Source organism: Homoserinibacter gongjuensis, from assembly GCF_030161875.1.
GTDB classification, from domain to species: Bacteria; Actinomycetota; Actinomycetes; order Actinomycetales; family Microbacteriaceae; genus Homoserinibacter; species Homoserinibacter gongjuensis.
Genome location: NZ_BSVA01000001.1, coordinates 2,860,017 through 2,875,698, shown reverse-complemented (window position 1 = coordinate 2,875,698; position 15,682 = coordinate 2,860,017). Strand labels below are relative to the sequence as shown.

The following is a 15,682-nucleotide window of genomic DNA, read 5'->3' as shown; positions in this document are numbered from 1 at the left end:
AGGTTGAAGGTTTTCTCCAGGAGGCCGGACGTGACTTCGAACCAGAACTACCTCGCCGTCATCAAAGTCGTCGGTATCGGCGGCGGTGGCGTCAACGCGGTGAACCGGATGATCGAGCTCGGCCTGCGTGGCGTCGAGTTCATCGCCATCAACACCGATGCCCAGGCGCTGCTCATGAGCGACGCCGATGTCAAGCTCGACGTGGGGCGCGAGCTCACCCGAGGACTCGGGGCAGGGGCCGACCCCGAGGTCGGGCGTCGCGCCGCCGAGGACCACGCGGAGGAGATCGAGGAGGCCCTCGCGGGTGCCGACATGGTCTTCGTGACCGCGGGCGAAGGCGGGGGTACCGGCACGGGTGGCGCGCCCGTCGTCGCACGCATCGCCAAGTCGATCGGCGCGCTCACGATCGGTGTCGTCACGAAGCCCTTCGGCTTCGAGGGCAAGCGCCGCCAGGCGCAGGCCGAGATCGGCGTGGCGACCCTCAAGAACGAGGTCGACACCCTCATCGTCGTGCCGAACGACCGCCTGCTCGAGATCAGCGACCGCGGCATCTCGATGCTCGAGGCGTTCTCGACGGCCGACCAGGTGCTCCTCGCCGGCGTGCAGGGCATCACCGACCTCATCACGACGCCCGGGCTCATCAACCTCGACTTCGCCGACGTGAAGTCGGTCATGCAGGGCGCAGGGTCCGCCCTCATGGGAATCGGGGCGAGCCGGGGCGCCGATCGCGCCATCAAGGCCGCCGAGCTCGCCGTCGCGAGCCCGCTGCTCGAGGCGTCGATCGACGGTGCGCACGGCGTGCTGCTGTCGATCCAGGGCGGGTCCAACCTCGGCATCTTCGAGATCAACGACGCCGCCCGGCTCGTGCAGGAGGCCGTGCACCCCGAGGCGAACATCATCTTCGGTGCCGTCATCGACGACACCCTCGGCGACGAGGTGCGGGTGACGGTCATCGCGGCGGGCTTCGACGGCGGTGAGCCGACGATCCGTCCCGCGACCGACAAGCGCAGCAACTTCGTCGAGGCGCCGCTGCCGGTGCCGGTCGCCGCGTCGGCGGATGCCGGCGACGCGCCGCAGCCCGAGGGATGGGCACGCGAGCCGGAGGTGCCGGTCGTCGCCTCGATCGAGGACTACGAAGACGACAGCGACCTCGACATCCCCGACTTCCTGAAGTAAGCGATGAACGCCGACGCTCCGCTCGCCGAGCGGCTCGCGGTGGTCGATGCCGGGATCGCGGATGCGGCGCGAGCGGCGGGACGCGATCCAGCCGAACTCACGCGCATCGTCGTCACCAAGTTCCACCCGGCCTCGCTCGTGCGCGAGCTCGCGGCGCTCGGCGTGCGCGACATGGGGGAGAACCGGCACCAGGAGGCGCAGGCGAAGGCCGCCGAGACCGAGGACCTCGATCTGCGATGGCACTTCGTGGGCCAGTTGCAGAGCAACAAGGCCCGCGCCGTCCGGCGCTACGCGCACGCGGTCCACTCGATCGACCGCGAGTCCCTCGTGCGCGCGCTCGCGCTCGAGCCCGACGCGGGCGATGACGTCGAGCCGCTCGCGAGCTTCCTGCAGATCGACCTCTCGGGGCAGCCCGGGCGCGGCGGGGCCGACCCGGCGGACGCGGAGCGCCTCGCCGAGCACGTGCTCGCGACCCCGGGATTGCGCCTCGTCGGGGTCATGGGCGTCGCGCCGCTCGGAGCCGAGCCGCGCCCCGCGTTCGCCCGACTGCGCGAGGTCTCCGACCGCATCCGCTCGCTCGCCCCGGACGCCGACCGCATCTCCGCGGGCATGTCGGGCGACTATGCCGAGGCGATCCTCGAGGGCGCGACACACCTTCGCATCGGCACGGCAATCACGGGAAAGCGCGACGAGCGCGGTTAATCTCGGGATCAGGAACCGCACGACTCGGAGGATGAGATGGCGAACCCGCTGCGCAAGACGATGGTGTACCTCGGCCTGGCAGACGAGGAGTACGACGATGTCGCACCCGAGCAGGCGGCTGCTCCCGCGCCGGCGCCCGTTCCCTCCGCCGGACGGCCCGCGCCCGTGACGCCGCTGCGTCGCGCGAGCGCCCCGCGCCCCGCGCCCACCGGCATGAACGAGATCCTCACGGTGCACCCGCGCCACTACAAGGACGCCCAGACGATCGCCGAGAGCTTCCGCGAGGGCGTTCCCGTCATCATCAACCTCTCGCAGATGAGCGAGCCCGAGGCGCGTCGTCTCATCGACTTCGCGAGCGGCCTCTCGATGGGTCTCTACGGCAAGATCGAGCGCGTCACGAACAAGGTCTTCCTGCTCTCGCCGGAGCACGTCGCGATCAGCGGCGACCAGGCGGAGGCGGAGTCCGAGGTCGACGCCGGGTTCTTCGCGCACACCGCCGGTTGACCTGCCCCGAGTCCGCCGGGTTGAGCAGCGCCGACAGGCGCGTGTCGAAACCACACGAGCCACACCTTCCACTCTGGCAACCGAACGGGGGCAGCCGCCTCCCAGGTCGATGTGGGTAATCTGTTCTCTCTGCGACTCTCAACCGGGGCCTGAAGCTTGCTACGGTTGAGTGATTCGGGAACCGGATGAGGGAAAGCAAGGTGCGGTCATGGCTCTGACGCCGGAAGATGTCGTCAACAAGCGTTTCAACCCCACGAAATTCCGTGAGGGATACGACCAGGACGAGGTCGACGACTTCCTCGACGAGGTCGTCGTCGAGTTGCGCCGCTTGAACCAGGAGAACGAAGAGCTGCGTCAGCGTCTCGTCGCCGCGGATGCGCGCATCAGCGAGCTGCAGCGCTCCGCAAGTCAGGCTCCCGCCCCGGCACCCGCGGCCGCGGCGATGCCCGCGCCGGTCGCGGCGCCCGTGCCGGCCCCGGTTCCCGCACCTGCGCCCGCCGCACCCGAGGCACAGGACGCCGGTTCGATGGACCAGAGCAACACCAACAACCTCCTCCAGCTCGCCCGTCGCCTTCACGAGGAGCACGTGCGCGAGGGCATGGAGAAGCGCGATCAGCTCATCGCGGAGGGCCACGCCACCGCTGCGCGGCTCGTCTCGGACGCCGAGAACCAGCAGCGCGCCGCGATCGAGGCCCTCGAGGCCGAGAAGTCGGGCCTCGAGCGCACCATCGAGGAGCTGCGCATCTTCGAGTCGGAGTACCGCGACAAGCTGCGCGGGTACATCGAGGGCCAGCTGCACGAGCTCGAGTCGGCGGCGCCGATCTCGGGTGGCGAGGCGCCGAGTGCGCTCGGTTCCGCCGCACCCGGCTACGGGTCGGCGGCGCCCGTCTACGGTTCACCGGTGACCGACGCGCCCAGCTATGACGCCCCGGTCGTCGACGCGCCGCCCGCCTACGAAGCCCCGGTCGAGGCCCCGCCCGCCTACGACGCCCCGGTCGTCTCGCAGCCGCCCGCCCAGGAGTTCGGGTCGCCCGCCTTCGGCGGCGACTTCTCCCAGGCGCCGGCACCGCAGCCCACGACCTCGTCGTCGCCGCCCGCCTACGCCGGCTTCCCAGCCCCGCAGGTGACGCCGGAGTACCCCGCGCAGCAGGATCCCTCGCAGACCTCGCAGCAGCCCGAGTACCCCGCGTACTCGCAGCGCAACACCGAGTTCCCCGGTTTTGGCGGCAACTGAGCCGCAGGCCGCGCCTGGCAACGAGGGGCGCGCGCGCGTGAGCGTGCGCGCCCTCGTGCTGCTCGGCGTCGTGGCCGCCGGAATCCTCGCTCTCGACCAGCTCGCCAAGTACCTCATCGTCGCGAACCTCGAGCTCGGCGAGGTCGTGCCCGTGCTGGGCGAACTGCTGCAGTTCCACTTCGTGAAGAACTCGGGCGCGGCCTTCTCGCTCGCGAGCGGCTTCACCTGGATCCTCTCGATCGTCGCCGTCGGCGTGATCGTCGCCATCATCGTCTTCGCCAGGCGGATCAAGTCCACGGCCTGGGCCTGGATGCTCGGGCTGCTGCTCGGCGGGGCGCTCGGCAACGTGACGGACCGGCTCTTCCGCGAGCCGAGCTTCGGCATGGGGCACGTGATCGACTTCCTGCAGATCTGGGGCTTCCCAGCGATCTTCAACATCGCGGATGTCGCGATCTGCACGGCGATGGGTCTCTTCCTGCTCCTCACGCTGCGTGGGGTGCATCTCGACGGCACCAAGGCATCCGAGACCATCGAGCGCATCACGCCCCCATCCGCCCCGTCCACGGGGGAGTGATGGAGCAGCGCGGCATGCCGATCCCCGATGGTCTCGTCGGAGATCGGGCGGATGCGGCGGTTGCGCGTCTGCTCGGCTTCTCGCGCACCTTCGCCCAGGAGGTGCTCGAAGCAGGCGGGGTGACCCTCGACGGCGTCGTGCTCGGCAAGTCGGATCGGGTGCGGCCGGGGTGGCTCGAGGTGGAGTGGGCTCCCAAGCTCGAGCCGACCGTCGTCGCGCAGGTCGTTCCCGGTTTCCACATCGTGCACGACGACGACGACATCGTGGTGATCGACAAGCCCGTCGGCGTCGCGGCGCATCCCGCCTCCGGATGGGACGGCCCGACGGTGCTCGGGGCCCTCTCGGGCGCGGGGTACCAGATCGCGACCTCCGGCTCGGCGGAGCGGCAGGGCATCGTGCATCGGCTCGACGTGGGCACGAGCGGCCTCATGGTCGTCGCCAAGAGCGAGCACGCCTACTCGGAGCTCAAGCGTGCGTTCCACGACCGCGAGGTCGACAAGATCTACCACGCCGTCGTGCAGGGGCACCCCGATCCGTTCTCCGGAACGATCGACGCGCCGGTCGGGCGGCACCCCGGCTCGAGCTGGAAGTTCGCGGTCACCGCGGAGGGCAAACACGCGGTCACCCACTACGACACGCTCGAGGCGATGCGCGCGGCGACCCTGCTCGAGATCCACCTCGAGACCGGGCGCACCCATCAGATCCGCGTGCACATGGCGGCGCAACGTCATCCCTGCGTCGGCGACCTGCTGTACGGCGCCGACCCGACGCTCGGCGCCCGCCTCGGGCTCACCCGCCAGTGGCTGCATGCCGTGAAGCTCGGATTCCGGCATCCGGCGACGGGGGAGTACGTGCAGTTCGAGACACGGTATCCCGACGACCTCCAGCTCGCCCTCGACGTCCTCCGCGCGGATTAGTCTGGAGGAGGGCCCGGTTCGGGTCCGGCACCCGACGGAGATGGCGTGACGAGCAGCGATTCCTTCGTGCACCTGCACGTGCACAGCGAATACAGCATGCTCGACGGCGCGGCGCGGGTCACCGATCTCATGAAGGAGGTCGCCGCCCAGGGCATGCCCGCGATCGCGGTGACCGACCACGGCAACAACTTCGGCTCCTTCGACTTCTGGTCGCAGGCGAAGGCTAACGGGGTCAAGCCCATCATCGGCACCGAGGCCTACCTCACGCCCGGCACGCATCGCACCGACAAGACACGCGTGCGGTGGGGAAACGGGGAGAGGACGACGTCTCGGGCGCCGGCGCCTACACCCACATGACGATGTGGGCCGAGACGACGCCGGGCATGCACAACCTGTTCCGGATGTCGAGCCTCGCCTCGATCGAGGGCTACTACTTCAAGCCCCGCATGGATCGCGAACTGCTGCAGACCTACGGCAAGGGCATCATCGCGACCACCGGCTGCCCCTCGGGTGAGGTGCAGACGCGGCTGCGGCTCGGCCAGTACGAGGCGGCGCGGGAGGCGGCCGCGGAGTTCCGCGACATCTTCGGCGCAGACAACTTCTTCGTCGAGCTCATGGACCACGGTCTCGGCATCGAGCGTCGGGTGATGACGGATCTCCTGCGGCTCTCGAAGGATCTCGGTCTGCCGCTCGTCGCGACGAACGACCTGCACTACACGCACGCGCACGACGCATCCGCCCACGAGATCCTGCTGTGCGTGCAGTCCGGCTCGACCATGGCCGACCCGAAGCGCTTCAAGTTCGACTCCCAGGAGTTCTACCTCAAGACCCCCGCCGAGATGCGGCAGCTGTTCCGCGACCACCCGGAGGCGTGCGACAACACGCTGCTCATCGCCGAGCGCTGCGACGTGCAGTTCGACACGAGCGCGAACTACATGCCGCGGTACCCGGTGCCGGAGGGCGAGACCGAGGAGTCCTGGTTCGTCAAGGAGGTCGAGCGGGGCCTGCACGCGCGCTACCCCGCTGGCATCCCCGACGAGGTGCGCAAGCAGGCCGACTACGAAGTCGGCGTCATCACGCAGATGGGCTTCCCGGGCTACTTCCTCGTGGTCGCGGACTTCATCAACTGGTCCAAGGACAACGGCATCCGGGTGGGGCCCGGCCGCGGGTCGGGCGCGGGCTCGATGGCCGCCTACGCGATGCGCATCACCGACCTCGACCCGCTCGAGCACGGCCTCATCTTCGAGCGCTTCCTCAACCCCGACCGCGTCTCGATGCCCGACTTCGATGTGGACTTCGACGAGCGTCGGCGCGGCGAGGTGATCGAGTACGTCACCAAGAAGTACTCGGGCGAGTCGCCGGATGCCTTCCGGGTCGCGCAGATCGTCACCTACGGCACGATCAAGGCCAAGCAGGCCCTCAAGGACTCCGGACGGGTGCTCGGCTTCCCGTTCTCGATGGGTGAGAAGCTCACCAAGGCCATGCCGCCCGCGATCATGGGCAAGGACATCCCGCTCGGCGGCATCGTCGACCCCGCGCACGAGCGCTACAAGGAGGCCGGCGACGTGCGGGCGATCCTCGATACGGATCCCGAGGCGCGCACCGTGTTCGAGACGGCACGCGGTCTCGAGGGACTCAAGCGGCAGTGGGGTGTGCACGCCGCGGGCGTCATCATGTCGAGCGAGCCGCTCATCGACATCATCCCGATCATGAAGCGGGAGCAGGACGGCCAGATCGTCACGCAGTTCGACTACCCGGCTGCCGAGTCGCTCGGCCTCATCAAGATGGACTTCCTGGGCCTGCGCAACCTCACGATCATCGACGACGCGCTCGACAACATCGAAGCGAACCGGGGATTCCGGCCGGTTCTGGAAGACCTCGCGCTCGACGACCCGGCGGCCTACGAACTGCTCTCGCGCGGTGACACCCTTGGCGTGTTCCAGCTCGACGGGGGCCCGATGCGCGCCCTGCTCCGGCTCATGAAGCCCGACAACTTCGAAGACATCTCGGCCGTCATCGCGCTCTACCGCCCGGGGCCGATGGGCGCGAACTCGCACACCAACTACGCGCTGCGCAAGAACGGCCAGCAGCAGATCACGCCGATCCATCCGGAGCTCGCCGAGCCCCTCAAAGACATCCTCGACACGAGCTACGGCCTCATCATCTACCAGGAGCAGGTGATGGCGATCGCGCAGCGCGTCGCGGGCTTCTCGCTCGGACAGGCCGACATCCTGCGACGCGCGATGGGCAAGAAGAAGAAGTCCGAGCTCGACAAGCAGTACGAGGGCTTCTCGAACGGCATGAAGGCCAACGGCTACTCCGAGACGGCCATCAAGACGCTGTGGGACATCCTGCTGCCGTTCTCGGACTACGCGTTCAACAAAGCGCACTCGGCCGCCTACGGTGTGCTGAGCTACTGGACGGCCTACCTCAAGGCGCACTATCCGGCCGAGTACATGGCGGCACTGCTCACGAGCGTCGGCGACGCGCGCGACAAGCTCGCGATGTACCTCAACGAGTGCCGCCGCATGGGCATCCAGGTGCTGCCACCGGATGTGAACTCCTCGATCGGCTTCTTCGCCGCCGTCGGCGAGGACATCCGCTTCGGTCTCGGCGCCGTGCGCAACGTGGGCTTCGGCGTGGTCGACCAGATCCGCGCCGCGCGGGAGGAGAAGGGGACCTTCACCTCCTTCCACGACTTCCTGCGCAAGGTTCCGCTCACGGCGCTCAACAAGCGCACCGTCGAGTCGCTCATCAAGGCGGGAGCTTTCGACTCCCTCGGCGCATCGCGGCGTGCCCTCATCGAGATCCACGAGGAGGCGGTCGAGTCGGCCGTCTCGGTCAAGCGCAACGAGGCCAACGGCCAGGTCGGCTTCGACTTCGACTCGTTGTGGGACGAGCCGGCGGCCGTCGACCACGTGCCCGAACGCCCCGAGTGGTCGAAGAAGGACAAGCTGGCGTTCGAGCGCGAGATGCTCGGGCTCTACGTCTCCGAGCATCCGCTCGACGGGCTCGAGGTGCTGCTCGCCAAGCACGCGAGCGTCGGCATCGGTGACCTGCTGTCATCGGACTCGATTCAGGATGGCGAGATCGTCACGGTGGCCGGCCTGCTCACGAGCGTGCAACACCGTACGGCCCGTCAATCGGGCAACCCCTACGGCGTCGTCACCGTCGAGGACTTCGGCGGCGAGGTGAGCGTGATGTTCCTCGGCAAGACCTACCAGGAGTTCGCACCGGGGCTGCAGAGCGACACCATCGCGGTGATCCGGGCCCGGGTGAGCCAGCGTGACGACGGTATCGGCCTGCACGCGCAGAGCATGTTCGCGCCCGACACCGGGCAGAGCCTCGGCTCCGGGCCGCTCGTCATCCAGGTGCCGGAGCATCGCGCGACGACGGACGTGGTCTCGGCGCTCGGCGACGTGCTCATCCGCCACCGGGGCGACAACGAGGTGCGCCTGCGCCTCGTGCGCGGCAGTTCGGCTCGGCTTTTCGAGATCCCGTACCCGGTCTCGGTCACCGCCGACCTCTACGGCGAGCTCAAGAGCCTGCTCGGTCCGAACTGCGTGGTCTGAATCCTCAGGCGGGTTCGCCGGGGCGCAGGAACTCGCGCTCGTGGTAGAGCATCGCCTCGTCGGGCTCGCCGAGCCCGCCGTCTTCGATCTGCACCACGATGACCGCGTTCTCGTGAACGGGATAGCGGCCGACGATACGGCCCAGCATCCAGGCGGGCACGTCCTTGATGAGCGGCAGGCCCAGGGGCCCCGGTGCCCAGTGGTCGCCATCGAAACGCTTGTCGTTGTCGGCGGCGAGTTGTGCCGCGACCGCCCGGTTGCGCGCTCCGACGATATGGATCAGCACGTGGTCGGTCTGCTCGATGGCGGGCCAGGTGCTGGCCACGCGCGCCATGTTGAAGGTCGCCAGCGGGGGATGGGCGGCGAGGGATGCGAGCGAGGTCGCCGTGAAGCCGACGGGCCGACCCTCCGGAGTGCGTGCCGTCACGATGGACACACCGGCGGCGAGGCGGCGGAAGGCGAGTTTGAAGGCGGTGACGTCGTCCACGATGCGCGGTTCCTGCTGTTCGCTGTGCTCGTCCATCGTCCTCTTCAACTTCGCGCGGCATCCGGACATTCCGCGCCCCTCTAGCATTGTCTCGCGATGATCCAGACTCTTGACCTCCGCGGCACCCGTCCCAGCTCGGCCGAGCTCGCCGCTCTCGTGCCCCGGGCCATTCTCGATGTGTCGGTCGCGACCGAGACGGCGTCGCACCTGATCACGGAGGTGCGCGAGCGCGGCTCTGCGGCCCTGCTCGACCAGGCGGAGCGCCTTGACCGGGTGCGTCCCGCCGCGCTGCGCGTGTCGGCGGATGAGCTCGCGGCCGCCGTCGATGCGCTCGATCCCGCGGTGCGCGACGCCGTCGAGGAGTCGATCGCGCGCGTGCGCCGAGCGAGCGCCGCGCAGGTGCCGCCCGCGCTCGAGACGGAACTCGCTGCGGGTGCGCGCATCGAGCAGCGGTGGCAGCCGGTGCGCCGCGCGGGCTTCTACGTGCCGGGGGCAAGGCGGTCTATCCCTCGAGCGTCATCATGAACGTCGTGCCGGCGCAGGCCGCCGGCGTCGGCTCGCTCGCCCTCGTGTCGCCTCCGCAGGCCGCGTTCGGCGGCTCGGTGCACCCGACGATCCTCGCGGTGGCGGCGCTGCTGGGGATCGACGAGGTCTACGCGATGGGCGGTGCAGGGGCCATCGGGGCCCTCGCGTACGGGGTCGCCGACCTCGGCCTCGAGCCGGTCGACGTCATCACCGGCCCCGGCAACGTGTACGTCGCGGCCGCCAAGCGCCTCGTGCGCGGTGTGGTCGGGATCGACTCCGAAGCGGGCCCCACCGACATCCTCGTGCTCGCCGACGCCGACGCCGACGCGCGGCTCATCGCGGCCGACCTCGTGAGCCAGGCCGAGCACGACGAGCTCTCGGCCGCCGTGCTCGTGACCGACGCGCCCGAGCTCGCGGTTCGCGTGGCCACGGAGCTGGAATCGCGTGTCGCGCGCACGAAGCACGCGGATCGCGTGCGGGCGGCCCTCGGCGGGCGCCAATCGGCGCTCGTGCTCGTGGACGATGCGGAGGCCGCGGCCGCGTTCGTCGACGCCTTCGCGCCCGAGCACCTCGAGATCCACACGACGGATCCGGATGCGACTCTCGCGCGCATCCACAACGCGGGCGCGATCTTCCTCGGCTCGCAGGCGCCCGTGAGCCTCGGCGACTACCTGGCCGGATCGAATCACGTGCTCCCGACCGCCGGGCAGGCACGATTCTCGGCGGCGTTGAGCGCCATGACCTTCCTTCGACCGCAGCAGATCGTGCGCTACGACCGGGAGGCGCTGCGGGCGGTGGCCGACCGTATCCGGGCCTTCAGCGACGCCGAGGATCTTCCCGCGCACGGCGACGCGGTCGCTGCCCGCTTCGAGGCGTAGCGGGCGGCATTTCCCGCGGCCTCCGGGTAGCCTGAGGGGGATGTTCTGCCCCTTCTGCCGTCACCCCGACAGCCGCGTCATCGATTCGCGTACGAGCGACGACGGGCTGTCGATTCGTCGACGCCGCCAGTGCCCCGAATGCGGCCGACGCTTCTCGACGACGGAGACCGCGAGCCTCAACGTCATCAAGCGTTCGGGGATCGTCGAGCCGTTCAGCCGCGAGAAGATCGTGTCGGGCGTGCGCAAGGCGTGCCAGGGTCGGCCCGTGAGCGATGCCGACCTGGCGCTGCTCGCGCAGCGTGTGGAAGAGACCATCCGCGCCACGGGTGTCGCGCAGATCGACGCGAACGACATCGGCCTCGCGATCCTGCCGCCCCTGCGCGAGCTCGACGAGGTCGCCTACCTGCGATTCGCGAGCGTCTACCAGGCCTTCGACTCGCTCGAGGACTTCGAGTCGGCGATCGATCAGCTGCGCGTCGAGCACGCGGCGCAGCCGGGCGACGCGGCCGCGCCCGTGGAGTCCTGAGCCCCCGCACAGCCACTAGCCTGGGGGCGGCATGTACCGTCTCCTCTTCCGGCTCGTCCTGTCGCGCTTCGACCCCGAGACCGCCCATCACCTCGCCTTCGTCGTCATCCGGATGCTCGGCTGGCCTCTCGTGCGGCAGCTGGCGCGCGCGGTCACGCGCCCGCATCCCTCGCTCGCCGTGCACGCGCTCGGGCGGGAGTTCCCGACGCCGTTCGGGCTCGCGGCCGGCTTCGACAAGGAGGCGCGCGGAATCGCGGGGCTCGGCGCCCTGGGGTTCGGGCACGTCGAGGTGGGCACGATCACGGCGCTTCCGCAGCCGGGCAATCCGCGTCCGCGACTGTTCCGGCTGATCCCGGACCGTGCCGTCATCAATCGCATGGGCTTCAACAACGCGGGCGCCGAGGCCTGCGCGCCGCGCATCGCCCGCGCACGGCGGGCGCGCATCCGTCCGGTCATCGGCGTCAACATCGGCAAGACGAAGGTCGTGCCGGTCGACGAGGCGATCGACGACTATCTGGCGAGCACCCGGCTGCTCGCCCCGCACGCCGACTACCTCGTCGTCAACGTGAGCTCACCGAACACGCCCGGTCTGCGCGGCCTGCAGGAACTCGACCGGCTCGAACCGCTGCTCACGGCGGTGCGGGATGCGGCCGGCGGTGTGCCCGTGCTCGTCAAGATCGCCCCCGATCTCACCGACGACCAAGCGCTGCGGATCGCCGAGCTCGTGCAGCGTCTCGAGCTCGCCGGGATCGTCGCCACCAACACCACGCTCTCGCGTGAGGGACTCACGACCGCACCGGATGTCGTGGAGGCCGCGGGGAGGGCGGACTCTCCGGCGCCCCGCTCGCGGCTCGCTCCCTCGCGATGCTCCGCCTGCTGCGCGCCGCCGTCGGCCCAGAGCTGTGCCTCATCTCCGTCGGCGGCGTGACGACCGCATCCGAGGTGCGCGAACGCCTCGAGGCCGGCGCCACCCTCGTGCAGGGCTACACCGCATTCCTCTACGAGGGCCCCTCTGGGCCCACCACCTCAACCGAGGTCTCACCCGGCGGTAACGCACATGTCAGCGCGCGGGCGCGGATTCGCGTCCCACGACGCTGGCATCGGGTCGGGCGGGAGCGCGCCGCCGCGAGGCGGCACGCGGGGGCATGCGTCGTGGGACGCGAATCCGCGCCCGCGAGCGTCACCTAGGCAGGGAACTCGCCGCGCTTGACCTGCGGTTTCGGCAGGCGCAGGGCGCGCAGCTGCACGGCGCGCATGGCCGCGTACCACGTGACCTTCTCGACCTTGTCGGCGCCGAACTTCGCCGCGAGCTTCTTGCGCAGCGTGCGTCCGAGGATGAGGCAGTCGATCACCACGAGCAGGATCACGGCCCAGACCGCGGTCAGCGCATAGATGGCGATGAACTCGTTGGGGATGAAGTAGGTGAGGATCACGAGCACCATGAGCGGCAGCAGGATCTCGCCGACGCTCCAGCGGGCGTCGACGTAGTCGCGCACGAAGCGCTTCTGCGGGCCCTTGTCGCGAGCGGGCAGGTAGCGCTCCTCGCCTCGCTCCATGCCCACGCGCGCCCGATCCCGCCGCGCCGCGAGCTCGGCCTTCGATGCCTTCGCGGCTGCCCTGCGGTCGTCGGGCACGAGCGGGCGCTTGCGGGCCGCCTCGCGCTCCTTGCGCGTCGGGGTGGCGCGGCCCTTGCCGACGGATGCCGCATCCGTCTCGGGGGTCTCCGGGGCGACGTCGTCGGAAGGGGTGTTCTTCGGCACGGGGCATCCTCGCTGGTCGGGAGCTTTAAGATTACCCGCATGGCTGAGTCCGACCTGTCGACCGTTTCCGCATCCACTCCCCGTGCCGACGAACTGCGTGAGGCGGTGGCGGCGGGCCTTCCCGCGGCGATCGCCGATCTGTCGGGGTTGGTGCGCATCCCCTCGGTCTCGTGGGACGGGTTCGACTTCGCGCACGTGCACGCGAGCGCCGAGCGGGTCGCCGAGCTGGCACGCGAGCTCGGCGTCTTCGAGACGGTCGACGTGGTGCAGTTGCCCGTCTCCGATCCGGACTCGGATGCCCTGGGCCAGCCCGCCGTGGTGGCGACGCGCGCCGCGCGAGGCGGCAAGCCCACCATCCTGCTCTACGCCCACCACGATGTGCAGCCCCCGGCGACGAGGCGCACTGGGACTCGAAGCCGTTCGAGCCGACCCTGCGCGGCGACCGCCTCTACGGTCGCGGTGCTGCCGACGACAAGGCCGGCATCATCGCCCACCTTGCGGCCATCCGGGCGTACCAGCAGGTACTCGGCGATCCTGAGATCGGTCTCGTGCTCTACGCGGAGGGCGAGGAGGAGTTCGGGTCGCGCTCGATCCTGACCTTCCTCGAGCACTACCGCGAGACCTTCGACGCCGACGTCATCGTCGTGGCCGACTCGGGCAACTGGTCGACCGAGGTCCCCGCGATCACGGTCGGGTTGCGCGGCGCCGTCGCCTTCAACCTGCGCGTCACAACCCTCGCGCATGCCTCGCATTCGGGGATGTTCGGGGAGCGGTGCCGGATGCCATGCTCGCCGCGGTCCGCATGCTCGATTCGCTCTGGAACGCCGACGGCTCCGTCGCCGTCGAGGGCCTCACGTCGCGCGAGGCCGACACGCCGCCCTACGACGAGGCGCAACTGCGCGCGGAGACCGGACTGCTGCCCGAGGCATCGCCCATCGGAACCGGCGCGATCATCTCGCGCATCTGGAACCAGCCTTCGATCACGCTCACGGGCATCGACGCGCCCAGCGTGAAGGACGCCTCGAACACCCTCATCCCGAGCGTTCGGGTGCGGGTGAGCGCACGGGTCGCGCCGGGGCAGCGTGCCGAGGAGGCCTACGAGGCGATCATGGATCACCTCCGCGCCCACGCGCCGTTCGGCGCGCAGCTCGAGGTGGACGGCCTCGACCTCGGTCAGCCCTTCCTCGTCGACACGAGCGGCTGGGCGGTCGCGGATGCCAAGGCCGTTCTCGAGGAGGCGTTCGGCAACCCGACCGTCGAGATGGGCGTCGGGGGATCGATTCCCTTCATCGCGGAGCTCGCCGAGCGCTTCCCGAACGCACAGATCCTCGTGACGGGCGTCGAAGACCCGGATTCGCGCGCGCACAGCCCGAACGAGTCGCTGCACGTGCCGAGCCTCGAGAAGGCGATCCTCGGCGAGGCGCTCCTCCTGGCGCGGCTCGGCGCGCGCTGACCGACGACGCGCCGGGGCTCAGCGTGTCGAATCGCGCGACGTATGATGGCGGCATGACCGACACGCTCGAGACGACCCACGGGGTCTCCCTCTCTGACACTGCCGCGCAGAAGGTGCGGTCGCTCCTGGAACAGGAGGGCCGCGACGACTTGCGACTGCGCGTGGCCGTTCAGCCCGGCGGCTGCTCGGGCCTGATCTACCAGCTCTACTTCGACGAGCGTCTGCTCGACGGCGATGCGACCCGCGATTTCGACGGCGTCGAGGTCGTGGTCGACAAGATGAGCGTGCCGTACCTCGATGGCGCGGCGATCGACTTCGAAGACACGATCTACAAGCAGGGCTTCACGATCGACAACCCCAACGCGCAGGGCAGCTGCGCCTGCGGAGACAGCTTCCACTGATCAGCTTCGCCAACACGAGCCGTCCTCCGCCTGGAGGGCGGCTCGTTCGGCTATAGACTGGACGCGAATCACCACGTCGTCGTCCGGAGAGGTTCCAGGTGCGTCACAACCGCCCACAGCGTTCACGACTGGCCCGTTGGGCCGTCGTCCCGATCGGCCTCGCGGTCGCCATCATCCTCGCCGGCTGCACGCAAGAGCAGCTCAACGGCTTCCTTCCCGGCGGCGTCGGCACGACGAACCACACCGATCGTGTGATCGGGCTGTGGGTCACGTCGTGGACCGTGCTGCTGGGCGTGGGTGTCGTCACCTGGGCGCTCATGCTCTGGGCGGCGATCGTCTACCGCCGCCGCAAGGGCCAGACGGGGCTGCCGGTGCAGATGCGGTACAACATGCCGATCGAGATCTTCTACACGGTCGTGCCGTTCATCCTCATCCTCGGCTTCTTCGCCTTCACGGCGCGCGACCAGGCCGCCATCGAGCAGGACCCGGGTGACCCCGACGTGCGTATCGAGGCCTTCGGCAAGCGCTGGTCGTGGGACTTCAACTACCTCAACGAGAACGTCTACACCAAGGGCGTGCAGGCGCAGCCCGACCGCGAGGGCAACCTCGACGAGTCCGAGCTGCCCGCGCTCTACCTGCCCGTGGGCAAGAAGGTCGAGATCGCTCTCGAATCGCGCGACGTCGCGCACTCCTTCTGGATCATCGACTTCCTCTACAAGAAGGACATGATCCCCGCGAAATCGAACTACATGTACTTCGTTCCCCTCAAGGAGGGCGAGTTCCGAGGCAAGTGCGCCGAGCTCTGCGGTGAGTACCACGCCGACATGCTCTTCACGGTGCACGTCGTCTCGGAGGCCGAGTACGAGGCGCACATCGAGGAACTGCGCGCGGCGGGCAATGAGGGCCGTCTCGACGCGACCTACAACGTGAACCAGAACCTGCCGGGCGCCGGCAGCACGAACGAGGAATGATC

11 protein-coding genes and 4 pseudogenes are annotated in these 15,682 nt (G+C 69.4%); 13 read left to right on the top strand and 2 right to left on the bottom strand.

Annotated features, from left to right (window positions below):
- Positions 1–30 precede the first annotated feature (30 nt).
- The 7 genes and pseudogenes from ftsZ to dnaE all read left to right on the top strand — a co-directional run bounded on the left by ftsZ (position 31) and on the right by dnaE (position 8,679).
- Positions 31–1,176 carry a cell division protein FtsZ gene (gene ftsZ / locus QQK29_RS15415; protein WP_284301521.1) on the top strand — a complete coding sequence of 382 codons (1,146 nt, stop codon included), beginning with the start codon at positions 31–33 and terminating at the stop codon, positions 1,174–1,176.
- Positions 1,177–1,179: 3 nt separating this feature from the next.
- Complete coding sequence (locus QQK29_RS15410; protein ID WP_284301520.1) at positions 1,180–1,878, top strand: YggS family pyridoxal phosphate-dependent enzyme; 699 nt, start codon at positions 1,180–1,182, stop codon at positions 1,876–1,878.
- 36 nt (positions 1,879–1,914) lie between these two features.
- Entirely contained in the window at positions 1,915–2,382 is a 468-nt protein-coding gene (locus tag QQK29_RS15405; RefSeq protein WP_284301519.1) for a cell division protein SepF, read from the top strand.
- Positions 2,383–2,590: 208 nt separating this feature from the next.
- Complete coding sequence (locus QQK29_RS18805) at positions 2,591–3,616, top strand: DivIVA domain-containing protein (RefSeq protein ID WP_431308729.1); 1,026 nt, start codon at positions 2,591–2,593, stop codon at positions 3,614–3,616.
- A gap of 37 nt (positions 3,617–3,653) precedes the next feature.
- Positions 3,654–4,190, top strand: a complete 537-nt coding sequence (gene lspA / locus QQK29_RS15395) for a signal peptidase II (protein ID WP_284301518.1) — start codon at positions 3,654–3,656, stop codon at positions 4,188–4,190.
- Positions 4,190–5,107 carry an RluA family pseudouridine synthase gene (locus QQK29_RS15390; RefSeq protein ID WP_284301517.1) on the top strand — a complete coding sequence of 306 codons (918 nt, stop codon included), beginning with the start codon at positions 4,190–4,192 and terminating at the stop codon, positions 5,105–5,107. The genes lspA and QQK29_RS15390 overlap by 1 nt, the downstream gene beginning before the upstream one ends.
- A 96-nt stretch (positions 5,108–5,203) precedes the next feature.
- A pseudogene (gene dnaE, locus QQK29_RS15385) lies at positions 5,204–8,679 on the top strand (DNA polymerase III subunit alpha).
- A gap of 4 nt (positions 8,680–8,683) precedes the next feature.
- Here the strand turns inward: dnaE and QQK29_RS15380 are convergent.
- A complete protein-coding gene (locus tag QQK29_RS15380; RefSeq protein ID WP_284301516.1) occupies positions 8,684–9,202 on the bottom strand; it encodes a flavin reductase family protein in 519 nt (172 codons plus the stop codon).
- Between the two features lie 60 nt (positions 9,203–9,262).
- Here QQK29_RS15380 and hisD point away from each other — a divergent pair.
- The 3 genes and pseudogenes from hisD to QQK29_RS15365 all read left to right on the top strand — a co-directional run bounded on the left by hisD (position 9,263) and on the right by QQK29_RS15365 (position 12,147).
- A pseudogene (gene hisD / locus QQK29_RS15375) lies at positions 9,263–10,569 on the top strand (histidinol dehydrogenase).
- Between the two features lie 40 nt (positions 10,570–10,609).
- A complete protein-coding gene (gene nrdR / locus QQK29_RS15370) occupies positions 10,610–11,095 on the top strand; it encodes a transcriptional regulator NrdR (RefSeq protein ID WP_284301515.1) in 486 nt (161 codons plus the stop codon).
- A gap of 31 nt (positions 11,096–11,126) precedes the next feature.
- A pseudogene (locus QQK29_RS15365) lies at positions 11,127–12,147 on the top strand (quinone-dependent dihydroorotate dehydrogenase).
- Positions 12,148–12,279: 132 nt separating this feature from the next.
- On the opposite strand, the gene QQK29_RS15360 reads toward QQK29_RS15365, so the two are convergent.
- Complete coding sequence (locus QQK29_RS15360; RefSeq protein ID WP_284301514.1) at positions 12,280–12,855, bottom strand: DUF3043 domain-containing protein; 576 nt, start codon at positions 12,853–12,855, stop codon at positions 12,280–12,282.
- Positions 12,856–12,894: 39 nt separating this feature from the next.
- Between QQK29_RS15360 and QQK29_RS15355 the strand changes: the two are divergent.
- From QQK29_RS15355 to ctaC, 3 genes and pseudogenes are all read left to right on the top strand, one after another.
- Positions 12,895–14,308: pseudogene (locus QQK29_RS15355) on the top strand (dipeptidase).
- A gap of 53 nt (positions 14,309–14,361) precedes the next feature.
- Positions 14,362–14,709, top strand: coding sequence for a HesB/IscA family protein (locus tag QQK29_RS15350; RefSeq protein WP_284301513.1), 348 nt, complete (start codon positions 14,362–14,364; stop codon positions 14,707–14,709).
- Positions 14,710–14,807: 98 nt separating this feature from the next.
- Positions 14,808–15,680, top strand: coding sequence for an aa3-type cytochrome oxidase subunit II (gene ctaC / locus QQK29_RS15345; RefSeq protein ID WP_284301512.1), 873 nt, complete (start codon positions 14,808–14,810; stop codon positions 15,678–15,680).
- The last annotated feature ends 2 nt before the right edge of the window (positions 15,681–15,682 follow it).